Genomic DNA, 22,644 nt, shown 5'->3' on the forward strand with positions numbered 1-22,644 from the left:
CCGTGACATGGGCGTACTGCCCGAGATCTGCGACGCGCTCGAGCGCGCCGGCATCACCACCCCCTTCGCCATCCAGGAGATGACCCTCTCGGTCGCCCTGCTCGGCACCGACCTCATCGGCCAGGCGCGCACCGGCACCGGCAAGACCCTGGCCTTCGGCATCCCCGTCCTGCAGCGCTCCATCGCGCCCAGCAACCCGGCCTACGCCGACCTGCCGCAGGGCAAGCCGCAGGCCCTGATCGTCGCCCCCACCCGCGAGCTCGCGCTCCAGGTGTCCAACGACCTCCACCTGGCCAGCAAGGACATGGGGCTGCGCGTCCTCACCGTCTACGGCGGCGTCGGCTACGACACCCAGCTCGAGGCCCTCGAGACGGGCGTCGACATCGTCGTCGGCACGCCCGGCCGCCTCATCGACCTGGCCAACCGTCGCGCGCTCGACCTGTCGCACGTGCACGCGCTCGTGCTCGACGAGGCCGACGAGATGCTCGACCTCGGCTTCCTGCCCGACGTCATCACGCTGCTGTCGAAGACGCCGGAGACCCGCCAGACGATGCTGTTCTCGGCGACCATGCCCGCGGCCATCGTCGCGCTGGCCCGCACCCACATGCGCCACCCGATGAACATCCGCGCCGAGTCGTCGTACGACACCACGATGGTGCCCGCGACCGCGCAGTTCATCTACCAGGCCCACGACCTCGACAAGCCCGAGATCATCGGCCGCATCCTGCAGGCCGAGGACGCCGAGAAGATGATCGTCTTCACCCGCACCAAGCGTCAGTCCCAGCGCATCGCCGAGGACCTGCAGGAGCGCGGCTTCAACGCCTCCCCGCTCCACGGCGACATGGCGCAGGTCGCGCGCGAGAAGGCGCTCGCCCGCTTCCGCGAGGACAAGATCAAGGTCCTCGTCTGCACCGACGTCGCGGCCCGCGGCATCGACGTGCGCGGCGTCTCCCACGTCATCAACTACACCTGCCCCGAGGACGACAAGACCTACGTCCACCGCATCGGCCGCACCGGTCGCGCCGGCGCCACCGGCACGGCGATCACCTTCGTCGACTGGGCCGACCTGCACCGCTGGAAGATGATCAACAAGGCGCTCGACCTGCCCTTCGACGAGCCGCAGGAGACCTACTCCACCTCCGAGCACCTCTTCCACGACCAGGGCATCCCGGCCGGCACGAAGGGCCGCATCGTCGACCCCGCCCCGGTCGAGAAGAAGGAGCGCGCCCCGCGCGAGCGGCGCTCCGGCTCGGACCGCTCGGGCTCGGGCCGGTCCGACTCGGGCCGCTCGGAGCGCGCCGACGCCTCGACGTCCGAGAAGTCCGGCGACGCCCCCCGCCGTCGCAACCGCAACCGCCGGCGCACCCGTGGCGGTCAGTCGGTCGAGGCCCCCAAGGCCTGACCCGTCACTTCCTCGCGCGAGCGGGCTTCTTCGTCCTGGTCTTGGGGCGGGAGGCCCGCTCGACGAGGTTCTGGGCGACCTCGCGGTAGGCGGCGGCACCCTTGCTGCTGCGGCTGGTGGACAGGATCGACCGGCCGGCCGCCGGGGCCTCGGCGAATTTGATCGTCTTGGGGATCGGCGGCTCGACGACCTCGAGGTCGTAGGTGTCGCTGATCGTCTCCAGCACGGTGCGGGCGTGGTTGGTGCGGCCGTCGTAGAGCGTCGGCAGCACGCCCCACACCTCGAGCCCGCGGTTGGTGAAGCGGCGTACGTCGTGGACGGTGTCGAGCAGCTGGCCCACGCCCCGGTGCGAGAGCGTCTCGCACTGCAGCGGCACGAGCACGCCGTCGGCGGCCGTGAGGGCGGCGACCGTCAGCACCCCGAGCGAGGGCGGGCAGTCGAGGAGCACCCAGTCGTAGGCCCCGACCTCGGAGTCCTCCAGGTCCTCGGCGAGCTGCTCGAGCGCGCCCTTGATGACGTGCTCACGCCCGGTGCGGGTCAGCAGGTCGGCCTCGGCACGGGCCAGCTCGATCGTGGCCGGCAGCACGTCGACGCCGTCCTCGGTCTCGATGATGACCTCGATGGGGTCGACCCCCTGGGTCAGCACGTGGTGCACCGAGATGTCGAGGTCCTCGGGGTCGATGCCGAGGGAGAAGGTGAGGCACGCCTGCGGGTCGAGGTCGACCAGCAGCACGCGGTGCCCGAGCTCGGCCAGCGCGGCACCGATCGAGGCGACGGACGTGGTCTTGGCGACCCCGCCCTTCTGATTGGCGACGGCCAGCGTGACGGGGGCCGCTCCCCGGCTCTTGGTGCTCATTGCCGGCCATTGTGCCGGACGGCCTCGCGGGCGTTCGTCGGGTCCTGAAATGCTGTCCTGCATGACCACCTCACTCATCACCGGCGCGACCGCCGGCATCGGCCACGAGTACGCCGTCCAGCTCGCCGCCCGCGGCGACGACCTCGTCCTGGTGGCGCGCGACTCCGCCCGCCTCGAGCAGGTCGCCGAGGACCTGCGCCGAGCGCACGGGGTGGAGGTCGAGGTGCTGGTCGCCGACCTGACCGACCGCGCGCAGCTGGCCACCGTCGAGGCCCGTCTCGCCGACCGCGACCGTCCCGTGGACCTGCTGGTCAACAACGCGGGCTTCGGGCTCAAGAAGCGCTTCCTCGACAACTCGGTCGACGATGAGACCGCGATGCTCGAGGTGCTCGTCACCGCCGTGATGCGGCTGAGCCACGCCGCCCTCGGCGCCATGGCCGAGCGCGGTCACGGCGGCATCATCAACGTCTCCAGCGTCGCCGCCTTCCTCCGCCGCGGCACCTACTCCGCGTCGAAGGCGTGGGTCAACAGCTTCAGTGAGTGGGCCCACTTGGAGTACGGCTCGCGCGGCGTGAAGGTGATGGCCCTGTGCCCGGGCTTCACCAAGACCGAGTTCCACCAGCGGATGGAGGTCAAGCGCGGCGAGGGCTTCATGTGGCTCGACGTCGAGTTCCTCGTGCGCACCTCGCTCGAAGACTTCGACAAGGGCCGCGCCTACTCCATCCCCGGCGCGCAGTACAAGGCCATCCGGGCGCTGACGGCGGTCATCCCCAACCGCGTCCTGCGGATGACGCAGTCGATGGGACGCCGCTGAATGCCGGTCGTGGATCTGCCCGCTCGGCTCGCGGGTCAGCCCCCACTGGGGATGATCCTCCTCGACATGTCACGACGAGTCTCCCCGCTCTGCGACGAGCCCGTCGAGTCAGTGACCGGCACCCAGTAGGGCGAGGGGCACTGACCCCTCAGGACCGCTCGGCCGGCGCGGGCCCCAGCGTCGCGATCCACGCCTCCAGGTCCCGCGGCCGGCGGAAGAGCAGCACGGCCGGCCCGTCAGGCGAGGCGGCCCAGCTCCGCATGCGGGCGCGCTTGCGGGCGAAGGACCGGAAGTGCCACACGAGGATCGAGTCCCGGCGCACGATGGCCCGCCACGTCTCGACGTTGCCGTTGCAGCGGGGCTCCTTCGTGATGGCCGCCGAGACCGTCCTCCGCACCAGCCGGCCGAGCGAGAGCCAGCGCGGGTAGTCGAGCCCGACCACGAGCTGCGCGCGCGGGAGCACCAGGTCGAGCCAGGCGCCGTACGCCGAGTCGAGGACCCATCGCTCCCCCGCCACGACCTCGCCGATGAGCCGGCGCTGCTCGTCGCCGTCGACGGACACCCAGCCGGGCAGCCAGGTGAGCTCGTCGACGAGCGTCACCGGGTGGCCGGACCGGGCGCCGACGGCCAGCGCGGCGGTCGACTTGCCGCTCCCGGTGACGCCGTAGAGCAGGACGCGGTCGGGCAGCTCAGCCATCGAGGGGGTTGCGGGCGAGGGACAGGAGGCGGTCGTACTGCTCGGGGTCGGTCGTGTTGACCCCCAGGTCGTGGTCGACCTTGCCGAGGCCGTGGTGGTCGCTGCTGCCGGTCACCACGAGGTCGAGGTCGGCCGCGATGCCGCGCAGCTCGGCGCGGTCGGCGGCGGAGTGGTCCTGGTGGTCGACCTCGATCCCGGCGAGCCCGAGGTCCTTCAGGCCGGCGAGGGCCTCCGCGGACAGCACCGACCGGCTGCCGCGGCCCCACGGGTGCGCGAGCACGGCGACGCCTCCGGCGCCGACGAGCAGGGGGATCATGTCCTCGAGCGCCGAGGCGTAGCGGTTGACGTAGCCCGGCTGCCCGGGGCTCAGGAGGGTCGCGAACGCCTCGGTCCGGTCGCGGACCACGCCGAGCCGCGCGAGCGCGTCGGCCACGTGCGGGCGGCCGGCGGCCACGGACCCGCCTGACTCGCGTCGTACGTCGTCCTCGGTGATGTCGACGCCGTGGGCGCGGAGGGCCGCGACGATGGCGGGCGTGCGCGCCGTGCGGCCCTCGAGGATCCGGTCGAGCTCGAGCGCCAGCGCGGGGTCGGTCGGGTCGGGCAGGTAGCCGAGCAGGTGGACGCCCCGGTGGCCGTGGCGGGTGCTGATCTCCAGCCCGGGCACGAGCGTGATCCCGACCTCGTCGGCGACCTCGCGGGCCTCCGCCCACCCCGACATGGCGTCGTGGTCGGTGAGGGCGACGACGTCGAGGCCGGCGGACGCGGCCTCGCGGACCAGGTCGCCGGGGGTGTCGGTGCCGTCGCTGGCCGAGGAGTGCGTGTGGAGGTCGATCCGCACGTCAGCTGTTCCAGGTCAGCAGGGCGGGGTGCTCGCGCTCGTAGCCGAGCACCGAGACGGTCGCGGTGTCGAGCTTGAAGAAGCGTCCCTCGGCGGCCGTCTGCTCCAGCCACCGCGCCGTCAGGACGCGGAGCGAGTGGCCGTGGGCGAAGACGAGCGAGCGGTCGTGCTCACGGGTGCGCCGCACGACGCGGTCGAGCCGGGTGGACACGTCGTCGGGCGTCTCGCCGCCGGGGGTGGGGTGAGTCCAGACCGTCCAGCCCGGCACGTCCTCGCGGATCTCCGCGGTGGTCACGCCCTCGTAGTCGCCGTAGGCCCACTCGACGAGGTCGTCGTCGACGTCGGCGTCGGGGAACCCGGCCAGCTCGGCCGTACGACGCGCGCGCCGGCGCGGACTGGTCAGCACCAGGTCGAACTCCACGTCGGCCAGGCGGGACGCCAGCGCCGTGGCCGCCTCCTCGCCGGACTCGGTGAGCGGGAGGTCGGTGACGGAGGTGTGCCTGCCGTCGCGGCTCCACTCCGTCTCGCCGTGCCGGACCACCCAGAGCTCGGGACCAGTGGAGGACATGCCGCGAGTCTGCCATGGGCGCCGGACGCGGCTGCCGGTGGACGCTCGCGCCGGCGGACGAGGTGCCCGCCGGCGCGCGTCGGTGACGGCTCAGACGCTCAGACGCCGCCTCCGCCTGCCTTGCGGCGGTGCATCGGCTTGGCGACGTTCTTGTCGTTGACCTCGGAGCCGTGGGCCTTCTCGCGCGAGCCGGCCCGGTCGTCGGGGTGGTCGTGGCCCTTCTTGCGATCGAGGGCCTCCCGCATCTTCGCCTTGATGTCTGCGTTGGGGTCCTGATCAGCCATGAGGTCCTCCTCGTCGATGACGGTACGGGGCCCAGCCTGCCAAACGCCTCCGGCGGGGTCGAGCGGTTAACGCCTCCGCAGCACGTCGATCCGCGCGCCGAGCTTGCCCATCGTCCGGTAGACCTGCCAGCGACAGTCGCCGAGCATCACGTCGTAGGCCGCGTCGCCGAACTCGGCCCGGTAGCGCCCCGGGTCGCGCAGCAGCCGCGCCAGGTGCAGGAGCGCGCGTCCGCCGTCGCCGTCCTGCTCCTGCGACCACTCCCCCCACTCGGTGGACAGGTCGATGGTGTCGACGACCTCCAGCCCCGACCGGGCGATGGCGTCGTCGATCACCCGCGGGTCGGCGGAGGTCGGGACCACTCCCATGACGTCGAAGAGCCAGTCGGCCTCGTCCGCACCGAGGAGGTCGGTGGCGACGGCCTGGAAGGCGACGACGTGGCCGCCCGGCCGGAGCACGCGGGCGAACTCCGCGAAGGCGTCGTCGGGGCGCTCGACGTGGACCATGACGTCGCGGCACCAGACCAGGTCGAGCGAGGCGTCCACCGCGGGCACGTGCGTGGCGGTGCCGCGCTCGAACGCGAGGCGCGAGGCGATGTCGGGCACGAGGTCGCGTCGGGCGGCGCGAGCGAGGTCGAGGTGGCGCTGCACCGGGTCGATGCCCAGCACGCGGAAGCCGAAGTGGGTCGCGAGCCGCACGGCGTGGGCGCCCTCGCCGCACCCCACGTCGACGACCCTGCTGTCGGGGGGCAGGCCGAGCTCGCGGACGACCTGGAGGAGCACCGACGGGTCGCGCGGGCCGAGGCTCTCGTCGAGGCGCGCCGCGAAGGCGGGCTCGAGGCGCGGGTAGGTGTCGTAGAAGAAGGTCGGGTCCCAGGTCACGGAGCGAGTCTGCCGCGCTCCAGTAGGGTCACCCGCATGGCTCGCCGCGTGTTCCTCCACGTCGGCACGGCCAAGTCGGGGACCTCCTTCCTGCAGGACCTGTGGTGGCGGCACAGCGACGAGCTCCGCGGTCGTGGGCTGCTGCTGCCGGGCCGGCGCCGCGACCACTTCGCCGCCGCGGCGGTCGTCAAGGGGATGACCGCCGTCGTCGAGACCCTCGCCGACCACGAGCGCGACGCCTGGCACCGGCTCGTCGAGGAGACCCGGGCCTGGCCGGGCGACGTCCTGCTCACCAACGAGCACTTCTCCGACTCCCCCGCCGAGGCGGCCGCAGCCGCGCTCGCCGACCTCGCGGGTGCCGCCGACGAGGTGCACGTCGTCCTCACGGCCCGCGACCTGGGCCGCGTCCTGCCCTCGGCGTGGCAGCAGCGGGTCAAGATGGGCGCACGGCAGCCCTACCGCCGCTTCCTCGCCACCGTGCGACGCAGCGAGGGCGACCAGAAGTTCTGGCGCTACCACGACGTGCCGGCGATCCTCACGCTCTGGTCGGCGGGCCTCGCCGAGGGGCGCACCCACCTGGTGGTCGTCCCTCCCGCCGGGGCACCGCGCGACGAGCTCTGGCTGCGCACCGCCTCGGTGCTCGGCCTCGACGTGACCGGCCTCGACACCGAGGCCCGCCGCCCCAACGACTCGCTCGGCCTCGTCGAGGCGGAGGTCCTGCGGCGGATCAACGAGCGCGTGCCCCGCCCCCGGCGTACGCCCGCCCTGACCCGCCACGTGAAGGGCACGTTCGTGCCCGAGGTGCTGGCCGGCTCGGCGCACCGGGAGCCCTTCGTCCTCCCCGCCCGCCACCACGCCTGGGTGCACGAGCGGTCAGCAGCGACCGTCGCCGCCCTGAGCACGCGTGCCTACGACGTCGTGGGCGACCTCGACGACCTGCTGCCGGCACCGCCACGGGAGGGGCGCACCCCCGACGACGCGACCGACGATGAGCTGCTCGCCGCGGCCCGGACGGTGGCGTCCCGGCTCGGCCTCGCCCCGGTCGGGACCCTCGACGAGGCCCTGGCCGCGGTCGCCGAGCACCTGCTCGCGGGTCAGCGCGGGACGAGCGCCCAGTAGTCCAGGTCGAGCAGCACCCCGTCGGCGTACTTCCCGTCGTCGCCGCGCAGCGTCATCGCCTCGTCGCGCCCCTTCGTCGCCACCAGCCGCAGCCGCAGCGCGCCCACGCCGGGTGCGTCGAGCTCGGCGCTGTCGAGCACCTCCGACCAGGCGTGGACCGTGTCACCGGCGAAGGCGGGCGCGACGTGGGCACCGGCGTTGATCGCGGCGACGAGCTGGGCGTTGGCCAGGCCGTTGAACGACAGGGCCCGCGCGAGCGAGATGACGTGGCCGCCGTAGACGAGACGCCGCCCGTCGGGGCGGGCGTCGGTGTTGAAGTGCACCTTGGCGGTGTTCTGCCAGAGCCGGGTGGCCATCATGTGCTCGGCGTCGGTGAGGGTCACGCCGTCGACGTGGTCGATCCGCTCCCCCACCTCGTAGTCGCCGAGCCGGTGCGGCCCACCCGCGGCCACGACGTCGTACGACGTGAGGTCGAGGCCCGCGGGCACGACGAGGTCGCCGGGCACGACGACGTCCGCGAGGGTCGGTACGACGGTCTCCGGCGCCGGCGACTCGGCGGACCGCTTGTGCACCATCACCCAGCGTGCCCAGTTGATGGCGACCTCCCCGCGCTGGTTGGTCGCGGTGGAGCGCACCCACACGACGCCCGTGCGGCCGTTGGAGTTCTCCTTGAGCCCGATGACCTCCGAGCGGGTGCGCAGGGTGTCGCCGGGCACGACCGGCACGTGGAAGCGGCATTCGGCGTAGCCGAGGTTGGCCACCGCGTTGAGCGAGACGTCGGGGACGGTCTTGCCGAAGGCGACGTGGAAGGCGATCAGCTCCTCCACCGGGTGCGGCGCCAGCCCGACGGACGCGGCGAACTCCGCGGAGGACGGGACCGCGAAGCGGGTCGGGTAGATCGCGCCGTAGAGCGCCCGGTCGCCCTCGGTGATCGTGCGCGGGGTGGCGTGCTCGATCACCTGCCCGACGGTGAAGTCCTCGAAGAAGTTGCCGGCGTTGGTCTTCATGGCCGACATCGTGCCGCAGCCGCGCCCACCCGGGCCGACGTGGTCACGTGGGCTCTGTCACAGGCGGCTCAGGACTCGTAGGGGTGGCTGCGCACGACCTGCCCTGCCGGCGTCGTGCTGAGGTGGCCGGTCTCGTCGTAGTCGTTGCTGACGTAGATGTTGAGCTCGGCGCCTCCGTCGTCCCACCGGAGCAGGAGCGCGTGGGAGAACCGGCCGTCCTCCACCTGCAGCGTCCTGCGGGCCGTGGCGATGTTGGCGAAGAGGCGGCGCACGTCGATCGCCTGCACGTCGACCCGCCGGTAGGGCCCGACCACGGCGCGGGCCTCGGTGAGACGGCTCCACGTGCCGTCCCAGGTCCAGCGCTCCATCCTGGGCCGGGTGCCGCGCACGGGCACCTGCGCCTGCACGCGCTCGGGGTGGAAGCCCACCTCGAAGGCCTCGGTGGTGCCGAACTCCTCCTCGTAGGCCCGCACGAAGGCGCGCACCCGGTCCGGCTCCATGCGGAACGGCGTCGCGGTGGCGACCTGGGGCTCCGCCGGCGCCGACTCCACCTCGACCGCGACCCCGCTCGAGGTCGCCGAGTCACTCTCCCCGGTGAGCACCAGCGAGACCGCCCCCAGCCCCAGCAGGGCCACCAGCGCGAGGAACGCGACGAGCTGGACGGTGAGCCGCGGCCGGGCGGTCGGGGGCGCCGCGACGTCGCGCGCGACCGCGCCGGCCGGCACCTGCAGGTCGCGCGTCAGCGCGCGCAGCTCGTCGACGGTCTCCGCCGAGAGCGCGCGCGAGACCCGCAGCTCGCGGTCCTCCGCCCCCAGCTGGCCGTCGACGTACGCCGCCTCGATCAGCTCGACGAACCGGTCGCGGTCGGCGTCGCGTGCCCGCAACCCGTCCATGACCGGAGTCTAGGGGCGTCAGCCCTCCGACTGCTCGCGGAACGGCCGGCCCGTCAGGCGGGTCCCCGGTCGACCTCGACGCAGCTGCCACCGCGGGCGGAGCTGGCCTCGATCGCGGCGAGCACCCGCTGGACGGCGAGGCCGTCCTCGAACGACGGCGTCGGCTCCTCGCCGGCGGCGAGCGCGGTGAGGAAGTCGGCGGCCTGGTTGGTGAAGGTGGCGTCCCAGCCGAGGACGTGCCCCGGCGGCCACCAGCCGTCGATGTAGGGGTCGTGGTGCTCGGTGACGAGCTGGCGGGTGAAGCTGTCGGCGCCGTCGAGGCACACGTCGAGGTGGTTGAGCGACTCGAGGTCGAAGCGCAGGGCGCCCTCGCTGCCGTAGACCTCGATGCCGAGGGCGTTCTTGCGGGCGGTCGCCATGCGGGTGACCTCGAGGCTGACCACGGCGCCGCCGTCGGTGCGCAGGGTGCCCCACGCGGCGTCGTCGACGGTGACCTCCTCGGGGCCGTCGGCTCCGGTGCGCTGCGGCACGAAGGTGTGGGTCGTCGCGTTGACGGCGGTGAGCTCCTGGCCGAGCAGGAAGCGCACCTGGTCGATGGCGTGGGAGGCGAGGTCGCCCAGCGCGCCCGACCCGGCCAGCTCGCGTCGCAGCCGCCAGGTCATCGGGGCCGCGTCGTCGGCGAGCCAGTCCTGCAGGTAGGAGACGCGCACCTGCCGCACCTGGCCGAGCCGGCCCTCCGCGACGTGACGCCGGGCCAGCGCCAGCGCGGGGACGCGGCGGTAGTTGAAGCCCACCATCGAGTGCACGCCGCGCTCGCGGGCGGCCCGTGCGGTGGCGACCATCTTCTCCGCCTCGGCCATGGTGTTGGCCAGCGGCTTTTCGGCGATGACGTGCTTGCCGGCCTCGAGCGCGGCGATCGCCACCTCGGCGTGCAGGTGCCCCGGGACGCAGACGTCGACGATGTCGATGTCGTCGCGGTCGAGCACCTCGCGCCAGTCGGTGGCCGACTCGGCCCAGCCGTACTGACCGGCCGCGGCCGCCACGGCCTCGCCGTCACGACCGACCAGCACCTGCCGGCGTACGCCGGGAGCGCCGGGGCGCAGCGCTGAGACGTTGCGCCACGCGTGGGAGTGGGCCTTGCCCATGAAGGCGTAGCCGATGACGGCGACTCCCGGGGACCCGGCGGCGCCCGAGGCGCTGGGTGTGCTGGTCACGTGATTCTCCTGACTTGCGATGACGGTCGCTCAGGCGAGCGACCGGAGGAAGGACAAGCCGTCTCGGGCGAGCTCGTCCTGGGTGGGTGCCAGTGGACGCCAGATGGAGGCGGCCGTGGCGATGGAGGCATTGTCCGCCGTGAAGCTCTCGATGACGAGCGGGCCGTCGTAACCCACGTCGTCGAGCGCGGCGACCAGGGCCTGCCAGTCCGTCTGGTCGCCACCGGGTGCGCCACGGTCGCTGCCGCAGACCTGGACGTGCGCCAGGTGCTGACCTGCGGCCCGGACCGCGTCCGCGCTGGAGCGCTCCTCGATGTTGAGGTGATAGCTGTCGAGGGCCAGGCCCAGCCCCTCGCCGAGGAGCGGCTCGAGGGCGGTGAGGGCCTGGTCGACGGTGTTGATGAGCGAGGTCTCGTAGCGGTTGAGCGGCTCGACCCCGAGACGCACGCCCTGCGCGACCGCGTGGTCGACCACGGGTGCGAGGTGCGCGCGGAGGTCGTCGTACGCCGCGCTCCGCTGGTCGGCGTCCATGCGCCAGACCCGGCCGGTGGAGGCGTAGAACGGGCCGCACACCGTCCGCGCGCCGATGCCGGCGGCGAGGTCGATGCAGGCCCGCAGGTAGTCCTGGGTGTCGGCCACGCACGAGGCGTCCACCAGGTCGCGGCCCGGCGCCATCGCCCCCACGACGCACGGTGTCAGGCCGGTCTCGGCGAGGAGGTCGGACACGACGGGGACGGTGAGGTCGCCGGCGTTCTCGAGGGGCAGCTCGACGGCGTCGAAGCCCATGCCGGCGATCCGGTGCAGCAGGTCACCCGCGCCCGCGTCGGTGAGCGGGGAGGTCCAGACCCACGTGTTGACGCCGATCTCTCGCATGGAGCCGTCCTTCCGGGGCGCGGGATGGGGAGGGAGTGGTGCCGGGATGGGTGTCGGTGGGCCGGGCGCGAGCCCGGCCCACCGACGGGTGGATCAGATCCGTCTCAGTGCCGGATCAGGGGATCTGGCGCTCCTGCCAGACGTCCGGGTAGCCGGGAAGGTCCTCGCCGCCGAACTTGGCGTAGTGGCCGTCGGGCATGCCGTCGTTGGCCTCGAGGTAGTCGCCACGCTCGTCCTCGGTGATCGGGGTCTGCGGGAGGACCCACTCCTTCGGGACCTCCTCGCCGGCCCAGATCTTCTCGAGCGCGAGGAGCGGGGTGCGCCACTGGAAGTTGGAGTAGACGGGCGCGAGGCCGGTCAGACCGGTCTCCTCCCACTTGCGCAGGAAGCTCATCTCGTCCTCGCCGGTCATGACCGGCAGGTCGGCACCGAAGTCCTCGAAGGCCTCGATGGCGGCGACGGCACCGTCACCGGCGTCCATCCACACGCCCTGGACCTCGCCCTTGTTGAGCTCGTCGGTGATGAAGGTCTTGATCTCGGTCGGGTCGGCGCCGGTGAAGAAGTCGACCGCCTCGATGCCGTTCTCCTCGAAGAGCTTCTCGGCCGCGGCCCAGCGCTGCTCGAGGACGTCGACGCCGGGAAGGATGCGCAGCGCGACGACCTTGTCGCCCTCCTCGAGGTTGTCGATGAGGAACTCGGCGGTGTCGATGCCCCACGCGAAGCCACCGATCGGGTGGATGAAGGTGGTGGCGCAGTCGGTCTCGACGCCGCGGTCGAAGACCACGACGGGCTTGCCGGTCTCGCACGCACGCTCGACCGCGTCGGTCATGGCGGCGGTGGAGTTGGGCGAGATGATGAAGGCGTCGCAGTTGCCCTCGGAGATGAAGTAGTCGATGTCGGCGATCTGGGTGTTGTCGTCGTCACCGGCGTCGCGGGTCTCCATCTCGGAGATGACGCCCTTGTCCTGCAGGTCCTTGAGCTGCTGGTTCATGGTGATCCAGCCGGTCTGGCGCCACGGGTTGGAGATCGAGGCGTTGGCGAAGCACGCCTTGCCCGCCTTGTTGGACTTGTAGTCGGCGGTGTCGGTCATCTCCCCGTCGATGTACTGCAGCCACGGGGTCTCGGGGTCACCCTCGAAGGTGGCCGAGCGCTGCTCGTACTGCTCGTCGTAGACGGCCTGGTCGAACCACTCCTGGTCGCCGCCCTCCTCCTCCGAGCCCTCCGAGGCGTCGGCGGACTCGGACGTCTCCGAGCTTTCGTCGGCGCCCGACGCCGAGTCAGTCGGGTCCTCGGTGCTGCAGGACGTGGCGAACACCCCGAGCAGCAGGGCCGAGGCCACGGCCATCGGCGCGCGGTGAATCTTTCGGCGCATCAGATTTCTCCTGTTTCAGTGCCCGGACGGGCAGTGGTGGGTGATGGTGCGGATGGAGCAGCGGATGAAGCAGGTGGTGCGGGTGGTGACGTCCGAGTGGGGCGTCGGCCCAGGGACCAGGCGCGACCGGCAGCGGCGACGGCGAGGATGATGATCACGCCCTGGACTGTCGGCCTCCAGGTGGATTCGACCTCCTGGAAGTTGAGGAAGGAGAACAGCAGCTCGAGCGCGAAGGCGCCCGCCGCGGCGGAGAGGATCCAGCCCCGACCACCGCCGAGGACCACGCCGCCGAGCACGACGGCGGTGATGGCCTGGAACTCGTAGCCGGCCCCCACCGAGGGGTGCACGCCGGCGTAGCCGACGAGGAGGATGCCGGCGACCGTGGCGGAGAGTGACGAGAGGATGAAGGCCCGGGTCTTGACCCACCACACGTGGGCGCCGGCGAGGCTGGCGGCGTCCGGGTTGTCGCCGGTGGCGATGATCGTGCGGCCGAACGGCGACCGCATCAGCCACACGCCGGCGACCATGATGACCACGAGGATGATCACGGGGTAGGGCAGCACCTCGAGGACCGGCACGTCCTGGATGCCGCCGCGACCGATCTCGCGGAACGCGTCGACCGGGTTGCCGGTGGCGGCGCCACCGGTCAGGAAGCGGACGAGCCCGCCGAGGGCCAGCATGGTGCCGAGGGTGACGATGAAGCTCGGCACCCGGAGGATCGTGGTGCCCAGGCCGTTGACCAGCCCGACGACCACGCCGATGAGCAGCATCAGCGCGATGGCCGGGAGCACCCGGCTCTCGTCGTCGCCGATGTAGTTGCCGGCGATGACGACCTGCGTGGCGATGACCGCGCCCATGGAGAGGTCGAACTCGCCGGAGACGATCACGTAGTACTGGCCCATCGCCGCGATCGCGATCGGCGCGGTGCGGCCGATGAAGCGGATCAGCTGCGGCGGGTCGCCGAACGACGGGTTCGCCCACACCACGGCCATGAAGAGGATCGCGGCGAGGATGAACACCGCACCGCCCGGGGTGACGGCGCCGCGCAGCAGCCGCTGGACGAGCGAGCCGTCGGTGAGCGGGAGGGTGCGGCCCGCCGTGCTGGGGGCGGAGGTGGTGGTGGCGCTCATGCGGGCTCCCCCTTCGTGGACGGGCCCTTCGCGGCCGGGACGGGCAGGACGGGTCTGGAGGCACCGAAGCGCGGTGGACGTCGTACGACGCTGCGGCGGGCGTAGACGGCGACGGCCAGCACGATCACCAGGCCGCGGACGAAGTCCTTGAGGAACGGGTTGACCTGCATGACGCCCATGACGTTGTCGAGGACCGCGAAGATCGCGACGCCGCCCATGGTGCCGACGACGCTGCCCTTGCCGCCGGCGAGCAGGGTGCCGCCGAGCACGACCGCCGCGATGGACAGCAGGTCGTAGCGGCCCTGCGACCCGATCGTCGGCGACCCGACGCCGGTGCGTGAGAGCAGCAGGAGCGCGGCGAGGCCGGCCAGCACCGAGCAGAGCACGTGGGCCGAGACGACGGGCAGCGCGATGCGCACACCCGACATGCGGGCGACGTCGCGGTTGCCGCCGATGGCGTAGACGTGGTGGCCCAGCCGGGTGTAGCGGAGCATGAGCGTCACCAGGACCGCACAGGCCAGCAGGACGAGGAACGCGGTGGGGATCCATCCCACGATCCCGCTGCGGCCCAGCAGCCTCAGGTCGGGTGCGGCAGCGCCGTGGCTGCCCTGGTAGTTGGTGCCGAGGTAGCCGCTCACGACCAGGCCGATGCCGAGGCTGGCGATGAAGCCGTGGACGTGCAGGAGGCTGACCAGCAGCCCCATCACGAGGCCGATGACGGCGCACACCACGAGGGTGTTGAAGACCGCGGCAGGGATGTTGCCGTCGAGGCCCTTCATGCCGCCGGCGGCGATCACCGTCGCGAGGCTGACGACGTAGGGCACCGAGAGGTCGAGGCTGCCCACGAGGATGACCAGCGTCTGGCCGATCGCGATCAGGCCGAGCACGCTCATCGCGGTGAGGACGGCCCAGATGTTGCCCTGGCTGAAGAAGTTGCGGCCCTCGATGCCGGTGAGCACCGCCGACACGGCGACGACGGCGACCAGCACGAGGTAGATCAGGGCGGTCGAGTCGAGCTGTCGTGCCCCGCGCGGTCGCGCGGCGCGCCGTCGGCGTACGGAATCACCGGGCTCGACGCCCATGGCCCGCTCGGGGGTGCTCGCCGGCTCCGGGGTCCGGTCGGTCGTGGCGCTGCTCTCGGGGTCCCCGCGGCGTTGGTCGCCGGAGGAGCGCAGCGGGGGAGACGGGGAACGTCGTGGGGTGTCGTTCATGCTGCTTCCTCGCTCGCTGCTCCGGTGGCCATCGCCAGCACGGCTTCCTCGGTCGCACCTGCCGGGAGCTCACCGGCGAGGGTGCCGTCGCGCATCACGAGGATCCGGTCGGACATGCCGATCACCTCGGGGAGCTCGCTGGAGACCATCAGCACGGCGACGCCCTGGCGGCTCAGCTCGCGCATCAGCTCGTAGACACGGTGCTTGGCGCCGACGTCGATGCCGCGGGTGGGCTCGTCCATCAGCACGACCAGCGGGTCGATGCTCAGCCAGCGGGCCAGCACGACCTTCTGCTGGTTGCCGCCGGACAGGAACTGGACCTCCTGGCCCAGGCTGTGCGCGGCGACGTCGAGGTTGGACAGCACCCCGGGCATGTCGCGCCGGGCCGTGCCGGTGCGGCGCGGGAAGACCGCGCGCACCACCCCGAGGGCGTTGTCGAGGATCGACTGGTTGAGGGCGAGGCCCTTGGCCTTGCGGTCCTCGGTGATGAAGGCGAGCCGGGCGCGCACGCCCTGGCGGGGGCTGCTGACCTTGAGCGGCGAGCCGTCGAGGGCGATGGTGCCGCGCGAGACGGGGTGGACGCCGAAGACGGTCTCGAGCAGCTCGGTGCGTCCCGAGCCCTGCAGCCCCGCGATGCCGACGATCTCGCCGGCGCGGACCTCGAGGGACACGTCGTCGACGTAGCCGTTGCCGACCCCGGACAGCGCGAGCCGCACGTCGCCGACGGTGACGTCGGCGGGCTTCTCGGGGAAGTACGTCGTCAGCGGCCGGCCCACCATCAGGCGCACGAGCTCGGCCTCGGACAGCTCGGCGGCCGGGCGGGTGGCCACGTGCTGGCCGTCCTTGAGGATGGTGATCGTCGAGCAGAGGTCGAAGATCTCCTTCAGCCGGTGCGAGACGTAGACGATCGCGACGCCGCGGTCGGTGAGGCGACGGATGATCGAGTAGAGGAGCTCCACCTCGTGGTCGGCCAGCGCCGCGGTGGGCTCGTCCATCTGGATCACCTTGGCGTCGAAGCTCACCGCCTTGGCGATCTCCACGATCTGCTGCTCGGCGACCGAGAGGCTGCGCACGAGGGTGCCGGCCTTGAGGCCCGTCACGCCGAGCCCGGTCAGCAGCTCCTCGGTGTCGCGGCGCATCCGGGCGGTGTCGACCGGACCGACCCGGCCGAAGCGGCGCGGCTCCCGGCCGAGCCAGATGTTCTCGGCGATGGTGCGCTCGAGGAGGAGGTTGAACTCCTGGAAGACGGTGGACACGCCGGCGTGCTGCGCCTGGACCGGGTGGCTGAACGAGACCTGCTCGCCGCCCACGACGATCGTGCCGCTGTCGGGGGTGTAGACCCCGGCCAGCATCTTCATGAGCGTCGACTTGCCGGCGCCGTTCTCACCGACGAGGCCGTGGACCTCGCCCGCACGCAGGCTCAGGTCGACGCCGTCGAGCACGGTGTTGCCGAAGAAGCTCTTGGTCATCCCGGTCGCGACGAGGGCGCTCTCGGCCGGGTTGTTCGGGGGGTTGATCGGAGGCACGGCGACACTGTGGCACGCGTCACGGGCTTTTGTCGAGCGCCTGCCAAAAGTGTTACCTCTAGCGTGCAAAGTCATGCATGTGCTTGACTCCGCCCGTGCGCACCGGTGAGCTTTTCGATCTCCTTCGTGACGGAAGGCCCTGGACCCGTGCCCAGCTGGCCGAGGCGACGGGACTGGCCCGCTCGACGATCACCGCACGCATCGACACCCTCATGCGCCTCGGTCTCGTGGCGCCCTTCGGCGGCGCGCGGTCGACCGGTGGCCGCCCGCCGGCCCTCTTCGCGCTCAACCCCACCGCCAAGCTCGTCGTCGGCGTCGACATCGGCGCCACCCACGCCCGGGCCGCGCTCACGGACCTCAACGGCTCCATCCTCGGCGAGGTCGACACGCAGATCGCCGTCGCCGACGGCCCCGAGGCGGTCCTGTCCTGGGTGGTCCAGTCAGTGCGCGACCTCCTCGAGACCAGCGAGCGCCCGGTCACGGACCTCGCCGCCATCGGGATCGGGCTGCCCGGCCCCGTCGAGCACTCCACCGGCCGCCCGATCAACCCGCCGATCATGCCGGGGTGGGACCGCTTCGACGTGCCTGCCTACCTCCAGGAGAAGTACGACGTCCCGGTGCTGGTCGACAACGACGTCAACATCATGGCGCTCGGCGAGCGACGCGGGCACCTGCGCGACGTCGACGACCTCGTGCTGATCAAGGTCGCCACCGGCATCGGCGCCGGCATCGTCTCCGGCGGCGTCCTGCAGCGCGGCGCCCAGGGCACGGCCGGCGACCTCGGCCACGTCCGGGTGCCGGGCGCCGACGACGTGCCGTGCCGGTGCGGCAACTCCGGGTGCCTCGAGGCCGTGGCGGCCGGCCCCGCGCTCGCGGCGGCCGTGCGCGCCCAGGGCGAGCAGGCCGAGACGGGCGGCGACGTGGTCGAGCTCGTGCGCTCGGGCAGCCGCGTCGCGATGGGCGTGGTCCGCCAGGCCGGCCGCGACATCGGCGAGGTCGTCGCCACGATGGTCAACCTGATCAACCCGTCGGTGGTCGTCATCGGCGGCCAGGTCGCGGGTGCCGGCGAGCACCTGCTGGCCGGGATCCGCGAGTCGGTCTACCACCGCTCGCTGCCGCTGGCGACCGAGCACCTGCGCATCGTGACCTCACGCGCGGGCGGCGAGGCGGCCGTGCTGGGCGCCTCGGCGCTCGCGATCGAGCACGTCCTCTCCCCCGACGTCGTCGAGGCCGCCAGCGAGGCGCTGGCCGCCGCCGACGCCGCGGCCGAGGTCGCGGGGCGCTGACCCTGGCCCCGGACCGCGACTCAGCTTGATCCGGGCGTGCCCGCCGCTGGATTCCGCCCTGGCGCGCCGAGGGTGGTCACCGGATATCCGGAGACCACCCCGCTTTGCACCCGGGATCTGGGGTGCGAAGCGGGGATCCCGGGCGCGAAGTCGTCCTGCGAGGGCGGCGTACGACACCCGCTCAACGCAGCTGGTAGTCCTTGAGCAGGCTGCGGCCGATGATCATCTTCTGGATGTCGGAGGTGCCCTCGCCGATCAGCATGAACTTGACCTCGCGCATCAGCCGCTCGATCTCGTACTCCTTGGAGTAGCCGTAGCCGCCGTGGATGCGGAAGGAGTCCTCAACGACCTCGTTGGCGTACTCCGAGGCCACCATCTTGGCCATCCCGGCCTCGACGTCCATGCGCTGGCCGGTGTCCTTCAGCCGCGCGGCCTTGACCATCATCGTGTGGGCGACCTCGACCTTGGTGGCCATCTCCGCCAGCCGGAACAGCACCGCCTGGTGCTCGGCGATGGCCTTGCCGAAGGTCTTGCGCTGCTGGGCGTAGGCGATGGCGAGCTCGAAGCCGCGCCACGCCAGCCCGCACGCACGGGCGGCGACGTTGACGCGCCCGACCTCGACGCCGTCCATCATCTGGAAGAAGCCCTTGCCGGGCTCTCCGCCCAGGACCTGGTCGGCCGCGATCCGGTGGCCCTCGAGGATGAGCTCGGTCGTCTCGACGCCCTTGTAGCCCATCTTCTCGATCTTGCCGGGCACGGTGACGCCCTGGGCGGTCTCGCCGAACCCGGCCTCCTTCTCGACCAGGAACGTCGTCATGTTCTTGTAGACCGACTCCGCGCCCTCGTCGGTCTTCGTCAGCACCGCGACCAGGGTGGAGGTGGCGCCGTTGGTCAGCCACATCTTCTGCCCGGTGATGCTGTAGGAGCCGTCGTCGGCGCGCGTGGCCTTCGTCGACACCGCCGCCACGTCGGACCCGAGGCCCGGCTCGGACATCGAGAACGCGCCGCGCACCTCGCCGGTCGCCATGCGGGGGAGGTACTTCTCCTTCTGCTCCTGCGTGCCGTGCTGGATCAGCATGTAGGCGACGATGAAGTGGGTGTTGATCACGCCCGACACGCTCATCCACCCGCGCGCGATCTCCTCGACCACCAGCGCGTACGTCAGCAGCGACTCGCCCAGCCCGCCGAACTCCTCGGGGATCGTCAGGCCGAAGACACCGAGCTCCTTGAGGCCCTCGATGATCTCGGTGGGGTACTCGTCGGCGTGCTCGAGCTCCTGCGCCACCGGGATGATCTGCTCGTCCACGAACTGGCGCACGGCCTTCAGGATCTCGGACTGGTCCTCGGAGAGGCCGTCGGTCTGGCAGAGGCGGGGCATGTGGGGCTCCTGGGCGCTCGCGGCTGGATCGCTCGGAGTCTAGTTACCGGTCGTTCACCTGGGGCAGGGTCCGGAGCCGAGACAGTCGTCACACCGCCGGATCGTCAGGGACGCGTGAGAGAGTGGAGCGCATGCGAGCCACACGAACGATCGGACCAGCCCTCGGAGCCTCCCTCGTCCTGCTTCTCGCAGCGTGCGGGGAGGACACCACCGACACCGGCGTCGACCCGTCGTCGGAGGGCTCGTCCAGCGAGACCCCCACCGACACGCCGACCGAGACGCCCACCGCCGCGCCGGTCGAGCCCGTCGACTTCGGTGACGAGCCGGCGGTCGAGGCGCGCTACAAGAAGGCCGCGCTGCGAGCGACGAGCGACGACCTCATCACCATGGTCCCCTCGACCCTCCCCGAGGGCTGGACGACGGTGGGCGGCGGCTACGAGCCCGACCCCCAGTGGTGGCGCATGGAGTTCACCGCGCCGACCGGAGACGTCGTCCTCGACCAGCTCCCCGGCACGAGCGACGACGCGCTCGGCGACCAGCCCCACCTGACGGCAGCCGACGACGTCGACCTGTCCGACTGGGGCACCGGCGCGTGGTCGGCGTGGGACCACGACGGCGCCTCGGTCCTGGCCTACGACCTCAAGGGCAGCACCGTGGTGCTCCAGGGCCCCGACCTCGAGACCGTCCGTGGACTCGCCGAGACCCTCCTGCCTGCCGACGAGGCCGTCGAGCAGGAGGGCTGAGCGGGCCTGACCCGCTGGGTCAGTCGTTCTCCCAGGTCGGTCCGGCACCCTTGAGGCGGTCGGGCTCGACCGTCACCATCGGGCCGACACCGACGCGGCGGCCGTTGACCATCTTCCAGGACGAGTACGTCGTGGTGTAGGCGTCGCGGCTGAAGGGCTTCTGCCACATGAGGTTGAAGTTCTTCATGTAGTCGCGGACGTTGCCGCGCCCGTGCATGCTGAACAGGATCTCGTCCTGCGGGGTGCCGAGGCTGGACCAGTTGGTCGAGCCGGTCCACACCATGTGGCTGTCGACGTTGCCCTTGTAGGAGCCCTTCAGCACGAAGTACTTGTGGTGCGTGTAGCGCTCGATGTTCTCCGGCATGTTGTCGATCTCGGGGTCACCGGTCGGCACGTCCTCGGCCAGGTTGAACCCGGTGGACCGCAGCGGCACGCGACCGCGCGCAGTGGGCGCACCGATGTGCTGCTTGGTGTGGTAGCCCATCAGGCCGTAGTTGACCCGCAGGTTGCAGCCCTGCGCGTAGAGGTCGCGCAGCTTGTCGGCGATGTAGTTGCCCCGCTTGCCGCGCATGGAGTGCATCGACAGCGCGAGCTGCGTACGACGCTGCGCGCCCGCCGCGTCGGTGTAGACGCACTGGACGTTGTTGAGGATGTCGATGACGGCGTCGTTGGTCGGCGTCGTGTAGCGCGGGAAGACGATGTTGTAGTACTTGTGCTGGTCGCCCGAGGGGCAGGTGAGGCCCGCCTCGCAGAAGGCGTAGGTCGCACGGCGCTTGTCCCAGTCGGGACGCATGTCGTTGAAGAGGGCGATGAACTGGTCGTAGAGCGTCTTCTTGCCGACCGTGGTCCACAGGTCGTTCCACTGCCAGCGCACGGCGTTGAGCGTCATGTTGTAGGAGCCGAGCATGACGACGTTGCGGTTCTTGCCGGTGCGGCTGAACAGGTAGAACTTGCTGTGCAGGTTGTTGTACTCGTTCTCGTCGGCCCGGCAGCCGGACGTGCAGCGCTTGAGGAAGTTCTTCTTCTTCGTGTTGTGGCCGAGCACGCGCTGGATGCGCACCTGGGCACCGGGCACGAGGTGGTCGTTGAGGAGGACCCGAACCTTGACACCGCGGTTCTTGGCGCGGATCAGCTCGTCGGCGAAGACCTGGCGGTCCAGCGAGTAGGCGGAGATGGTGATCTTCTCGCCCTTGGGCGTGTTGCGGATGGCACGCAGCACGTGGCGCTCGATGACGTAGCGGTCCTTCTCCACCATTGGGTTGTTGAACTTGGCCCCGGTGGGGACCTTCCACTTCTTGTTGGGCTTGCCGGGCTTGCGCGCGGCGGACGCCGTCAGCGTCGTGGACGCGGCGGCGGACCCGGCGGTCGGCGCGGACGGGGCCGCAGTGGCTCCCGAGGTGGACGCGGCCAGCGAGGCCAGCAGCCCGCAGGCGGCGAGAAGGGCAACGAACTTGGAACGCACAAAGACTCCTACGTGGCACCGAGGCGCCCGGATCAGAGATTCCCCCGACGTGGCGGCACATCACCTGTGCACGCGCGGACGTCGGCCACGATATCAGCGACCAGACGTGACGCCGATTCGAGAAGTTCGTCCGCGGTGACCGTGTCGGGCTCGCGACCCGTGGCCCCGCCGCCGTCGGCGGTGAGCGCCGAGAGCTCGCCGAGGACGTGGAAGCCCCGGTCGGCGATCAGCGCCGTGGCTGACCGGTCGAGCTCGGCGAAGCGGGCGAGGTGGCGCTCGGGCAGTCCCCCGCGCTCGCGCGGCTGCCGCGCCAGCAGGTCCTCGGCGAGGTAGCCGCGGATCCACACGCCGCGCTCCTGGGCCGAGTAGGGCGGCAGGTGCTTGTTGACCAGCCGCAGGGTCTCGATCTGCACGATCCCGAGGGCGGGGTTGACCGCGTCGACCGGGGCGTCGTAGGCGTCGGGGTCGATCCCGAGGACCTCGGCGAAGTGCCGCCAGTGCAGGTCGCGCGGCTGACCGGCACCCGGCATCACCAGGACGTGCACCCGGTCGGCCGGGAGGTCGGGCGTCCAGCGCTCGAGCACCCCGGCCAGGTCCCAGGTGCGCATGCTGAACTCGGGGCCGCCGGCGGGCTTGCCCGCCATGACCGCGTCGAGGTCGACGGTGCTGCCGTTCTTGACCGACTCCTGCCAGCCGGCCGAGACGACGCTCGCGGCGTCACGGGCGGTGACGACGAGGTGCACCTCAGCGTCGGTGAAGGCGGCGATCGCCCGGGAGGCCTGCTCGGCGCTGGCGCCGCAGAGGAACTCGTGGGTGACGAGCACGTCGCCGGGGTGCCTGGCGGCCTGGTCGACGAGCCGCTGCCAGGCCCCGGGGGCGTCCGGGTGGCGCCGGGCCAGCCGGGGCCGCTCCTGGAGGTCGAGGGCCGCCCAGAGGTGCTCGCGGTGGCCGAACCCCGGCAGGAGCAACCCTGCCGACCGCAGCCGGTCGCGGTTGGCCCAGACGACCTGCTGGAGGTAGGTCGTGCCGGTCTTGGGCAGCCCGATGTGGAGGAACACCCGGCGTGGCCTGCCCTGGTCACCAGGACCAGGG

The 22,644-nt window shown here is 71.7% G+C and carries 22 protein-coding genes; 5 read left to right on the forward strand and 17 right to left on the reverse strand.

The window, feature by feature from the left end; all coding sequences use genetic code 11:
* Nucleotides 1-7: 7 nt before the first annotated feature.
* A complete protein-coding gene (locus tag NCI01_RS10910; protein ID WP_254181504.1) occupies nucleotides 8-1,402 on the forward strand; it encodes a DEAD/DEAH box helicase in 1,395 nt (464 codons plus the stop codon).
* A 4-nt stretch (nucleotides 1,403-1,406) separates the two neighbouring features.
* Here NCI01_RS10910 and NCI01_RS10915 read toward each other — a convergent pair whose 3' ends face one another.
* Nucleotides 1,407-2,258 carry a ParA family protein gene (locus NCI01_RS10915; RefSeq protein ID WP_254181505.1) on the reverse strand — a complete coding sequence of 284 codons (852 nt, stop codon included), beginning with the start codon at nucleotides 2,256-2,258 and terminating at the stop codon, nucleotides 1,407-1,409.
* Between the two features lie 61 nt (nucleotides 2,259-2,319).
* On the opposite strand from NCI01_RS10915, the gene NCI01_RS10920 reads away from it, so the two are divergent.
* Nucleotides 2,320-3,072: an SDR family NAD(P)-dependent oxidoreductase gene (locus NCI01_RS10920; protein ID WP_254181506.1), complete on the forward strand. Its 753-nt coding sequence runs from the start codon at nucleotides 2,320-2,322 to the stop codon at nucleotides 3,070-3,072.
* 148 nt (nucleotides 3,073-3,220) lie between these two features.
* Here NCI01_RS10920 and NCI01_RS10925 read toward each other — a convergent pair whose 3' ends face one another.
* The 5 genes from NCI01_RS10925 to NCI01_RS10945 form a co-directional block, all read right to left on the reverse strand.
* Nucleotides 3,221-3,769, reverse strand: a complete 549-nt coding sequence (locus NCI01_RS10925) for a P-loop NTPase family protein (RefSeq protein ID WP_254181507.1) — start codon at nucleotides 3,767-3,769, stop codon at nucleotides 3,221-3,223.
* Nucleotides 3,762-4,607, reverse strand: coding sequence for a PHP domain-containing protein (locus tag NCI01_RS10930; RefSeq protein WP_254181508.1), 846 nt, complete (start codon nucleotides 4,605-4,607; stop codon nucleotides 3,762-3,764). The genes NCI01_RS10925 and NCI01_RS10930 overlap by 8 nt, the downstream gene beginning before the upstream one ends.
* Nucleotide 4,608: 1 nt before the next feature.
* Nucleotides 4,609-5,175, reverse strand: coding sequence for a histidine phosphatase family protein (locus tag NCI01_RS10935; RefSeq protein WP_254181509.1), 567 nt, complete (start codon nucleotides 5,173-5,175; stop codon nucleotides 4,609-4,611).
* 98 nt (nucleotides 5,176-5,273) lie between these two features.
* Complete coding sequence (locus NCI01_RS10940; protein WP_191278748.1) at nucleotides 5,274-5,459, reverse strand: DUF5302 family protein; 186 nt, start codon at nucleotides 5,457-5,459, stop codon at nucleotides 5,274-5,276.
* A 66-nt stretch (nucleotides 5,460-5,525) separates the two neighbouring features.
* Complete coding sequence (locus NCI01_RS10945) at nucleotides 5,526-6,338, reverse strand: class I SAM-dependent methyltransferase (protein ID WP_254181510.1); 813 nt, start codon at nucleotides 6,336-6,338, stop codon at nucleotides 5,526-5,528.
* 36 nt (nucleotides 6,339-6,374) lie between these two features.
* Here NCI01_RS10945 and NCI01_RS10950 point away from each other — a divergent pair, with 36 nt between their 5' ends.
* Complete coding sequence (locus NCI01_RS10950; RefSeq protein WP_254181511.1) at nucleotides 6,375-7,457, forward strand: hypothetical protein; 1,083 nt, start codon at nucleotides 6,375-6,377, stop codon at nucleotides 7,455-7,457.
* Here NCI01_RS10950 and NCI01_RS10955 read toward each other — a convergent pair.
* The 8 genes from NCI01_RS10955 to NCI01_RS10990 all read right to left on the reverse strand — a co-directional run bounded on the left by NCI01_RS10955 (nucleotide 7,433) and on the right by NCI01_RS10990 (nucleotide 16,683).
* Entirely contained in the window at nucleotides 7,433-8,464 is a 1,032-nt protein-coding gene (locus NCI01_RS10955) for a MaoC family dehydratase (RefSeq protein ID WP_254181512.1), read from the reverse strand. The genes NCI01_RS10950 and NCI01_RS10955 overlap by 25 nt on opposite strands.
* 68 nt (nucleotides 8,465-8,532) lie before the next feature.
* Entirely contained in the window at nucleotides 8,533-9,357 is an 825-nt protein-coding gene (locus tag NCI01_RS10960; protein ID WP_254181513.1) for a DUF1707 SHOCT-like domain-containing protein, read from the reverse strand.
* 53 nt (nucleotides 9,358-9,410) lie between these two features.
* Nucleotides 9,411-10,571 (reverse strand): Gfo/Idh/MocA family protein, encoded by a 1,161-nt coding sequence (locus tag NCI01_RS22735; RefSeq protein WP_254181514.1) that lies wholly within the window; start codon nucleotides 10,569-10,571, stop codon nucleotides 9,411-9,413.
* Nucleotides 10,572-10,601: 30 nt separating this feature from the next.
* A complete protein-coding gene (locus NCI01_RS10970; RefSeq protein WP_254181515.1) occupies nucleotides 10,602-11,444 on the reverse strand; it encodes a sugar phosphate isomerase/epimerase family protein in 843 nt (280 codons plus the stop codon).
* A gap of 115 nt (nucleotides 11,445-11,559) precedes the next feature.
* On the reverse strand, nucleotides 11,560-12,816 hold the full coding sequence (locus NCI01_RS10975) for a substrate-binding domain-containing protein (protein ID WP_254181516.1): 1,257 nt from the start codon (nucleotides 12,814-12,816) through the stop codon (nucleotides 11,560-11,562).
* Complete coding sequence (locus tag NCI01_RS10980; RefSeq protein ID WP_254181517.1) at nucleotides 12,816-13,946, reverse strand: ABC transporter permease; 1,131 nt, start codon at nucleotides 13,944-13,946, stop codon at nucleotides 12,816-12,818. The genes NCI01_RS10975 and NCI01_RS10980 overlap by 1 nt, the downstream gene beginning before the upstream one ends.
* Nucleotides 13,943-15,157 carry an ABC transporter permease gene (locus tag NCI01_RS10985; RefSeq protein ID WP_254181518.1) on the reverse strand — a complete coding sequence of 405 codons (1,215 nt, stop codon included), beginning with the start codon at nucleotides 15,155-15,157 and terminating at the stop codon, nucleotides 13,943-13,945. The genes NCI01_RS10980 and NCI01_RS10985 overlap by 4 nt, the downstream gene beginning before the upstream one ends.
* Nucleotides 15,154-16,683: a sugar ABC transporter ATP-binding protein gene (locus NCI01_RS10990; RefSeq protein ID WP_254181519.1), complete on the reverse strand. Its 1,530-nt coding sequence runs from the start codon at nucleotides 16,681-16,683 to the stop codon at nucleotides 15,154-15,156. The genes NCI01_RS10985 and NCI01_RS10990 overlap by 4 nt, the downstream gene beginning before the upstream one ends.
* A gap of 95 nt (nucleotides 16,684-16,778) precedes the next feature.
* Here NCI01_RS10990 and NCI01_RS10995 point away from each other — a divergent pair, with 95 nt between their 5' ends.
* Entirely contained in the window at nucleotides 16,779-17,969 is a 1,191-nt protein-coding gene (locus NCI01_RS10995; protein WP_254181520.1) for an ROK family transcriptional regulator, read from the forward strand.
* Between the two features lie 181 nt (nucleotides 17,970-18,150).
* On the opposite strand, the gene NCI01_RS11000 is transcribed toward NCI01_RS10995, so the two are convergent.
* On the reverse strand, nucleotides 18,151-19,347 hold the full coding sequence (locus NCI01_RS11000; protein WP_254181521.1) for an acyl-CoA dehydrogenase family protein: 1,197 nt from the start codon (nucleotides 19,345-19,347) through the stop codon (nucleotides 18,151-18,153).
* A 131-nt stretch (nucleotides 19,348-19,478) separates the two neighbouring features.
* Between NCI01_RS11000 and NCI01_RS11005 the strand changes: the two genes are divergently transcribed.
* Entirely contained in the window at nucleotides 19,479-20,090 is a 612-nt protein-coding gene (locus NCI01_RS11005) for a hypothetical protein (protein ID WP_254181522.1), read from the forward strand.
* A 19-nt stretch (nucleotides 20,091-20,109) separates the two neighbouring features.
* Here the strand turns inward: NCI01_RS11005 and NCI01_RS11010 are convergent, their stop codons facing one another.
* Nucleotides 20,110-21,552: a phospholipase D-like domain-containing protein gene (locus NCI01_RS11010; RefSeq protein WP_254181523.1), complete on the reverse strand. Its 1,443-nt coding sequence runs from the start codon at nucleotides 21,550-21,552 to the stop codon at nucleotides 20,110-20,112.
* Nucleotides 21,553-21,584: 32 nt separating this feature from the next.
* Nucleotides 21,585-22,610: a hypothetical protein gene (locus NCI01_RS11015; protein ID WP_254181524.1), complete on the reverse strand. Its 1,026-nt coding sequence runs from the start codon at nucleotides 22,608-22,610 to the stop codon at nucleotides 21,585-21,587.
* Between the last annotated feature and the right edge of the window lie 34 nt (nucleotides 22,611-22,644).

Origin of the sequence: Nocardioides pinisoli, assembly GCF_024199985.1 — a bacterium.
GTDB classification, from domain to species: Bacteria; Actinomycetota; Actinomycetes; order Propionibacteriales; family Nocardioidaceae; genus Nocardioides; species Nocardioides pinisoli.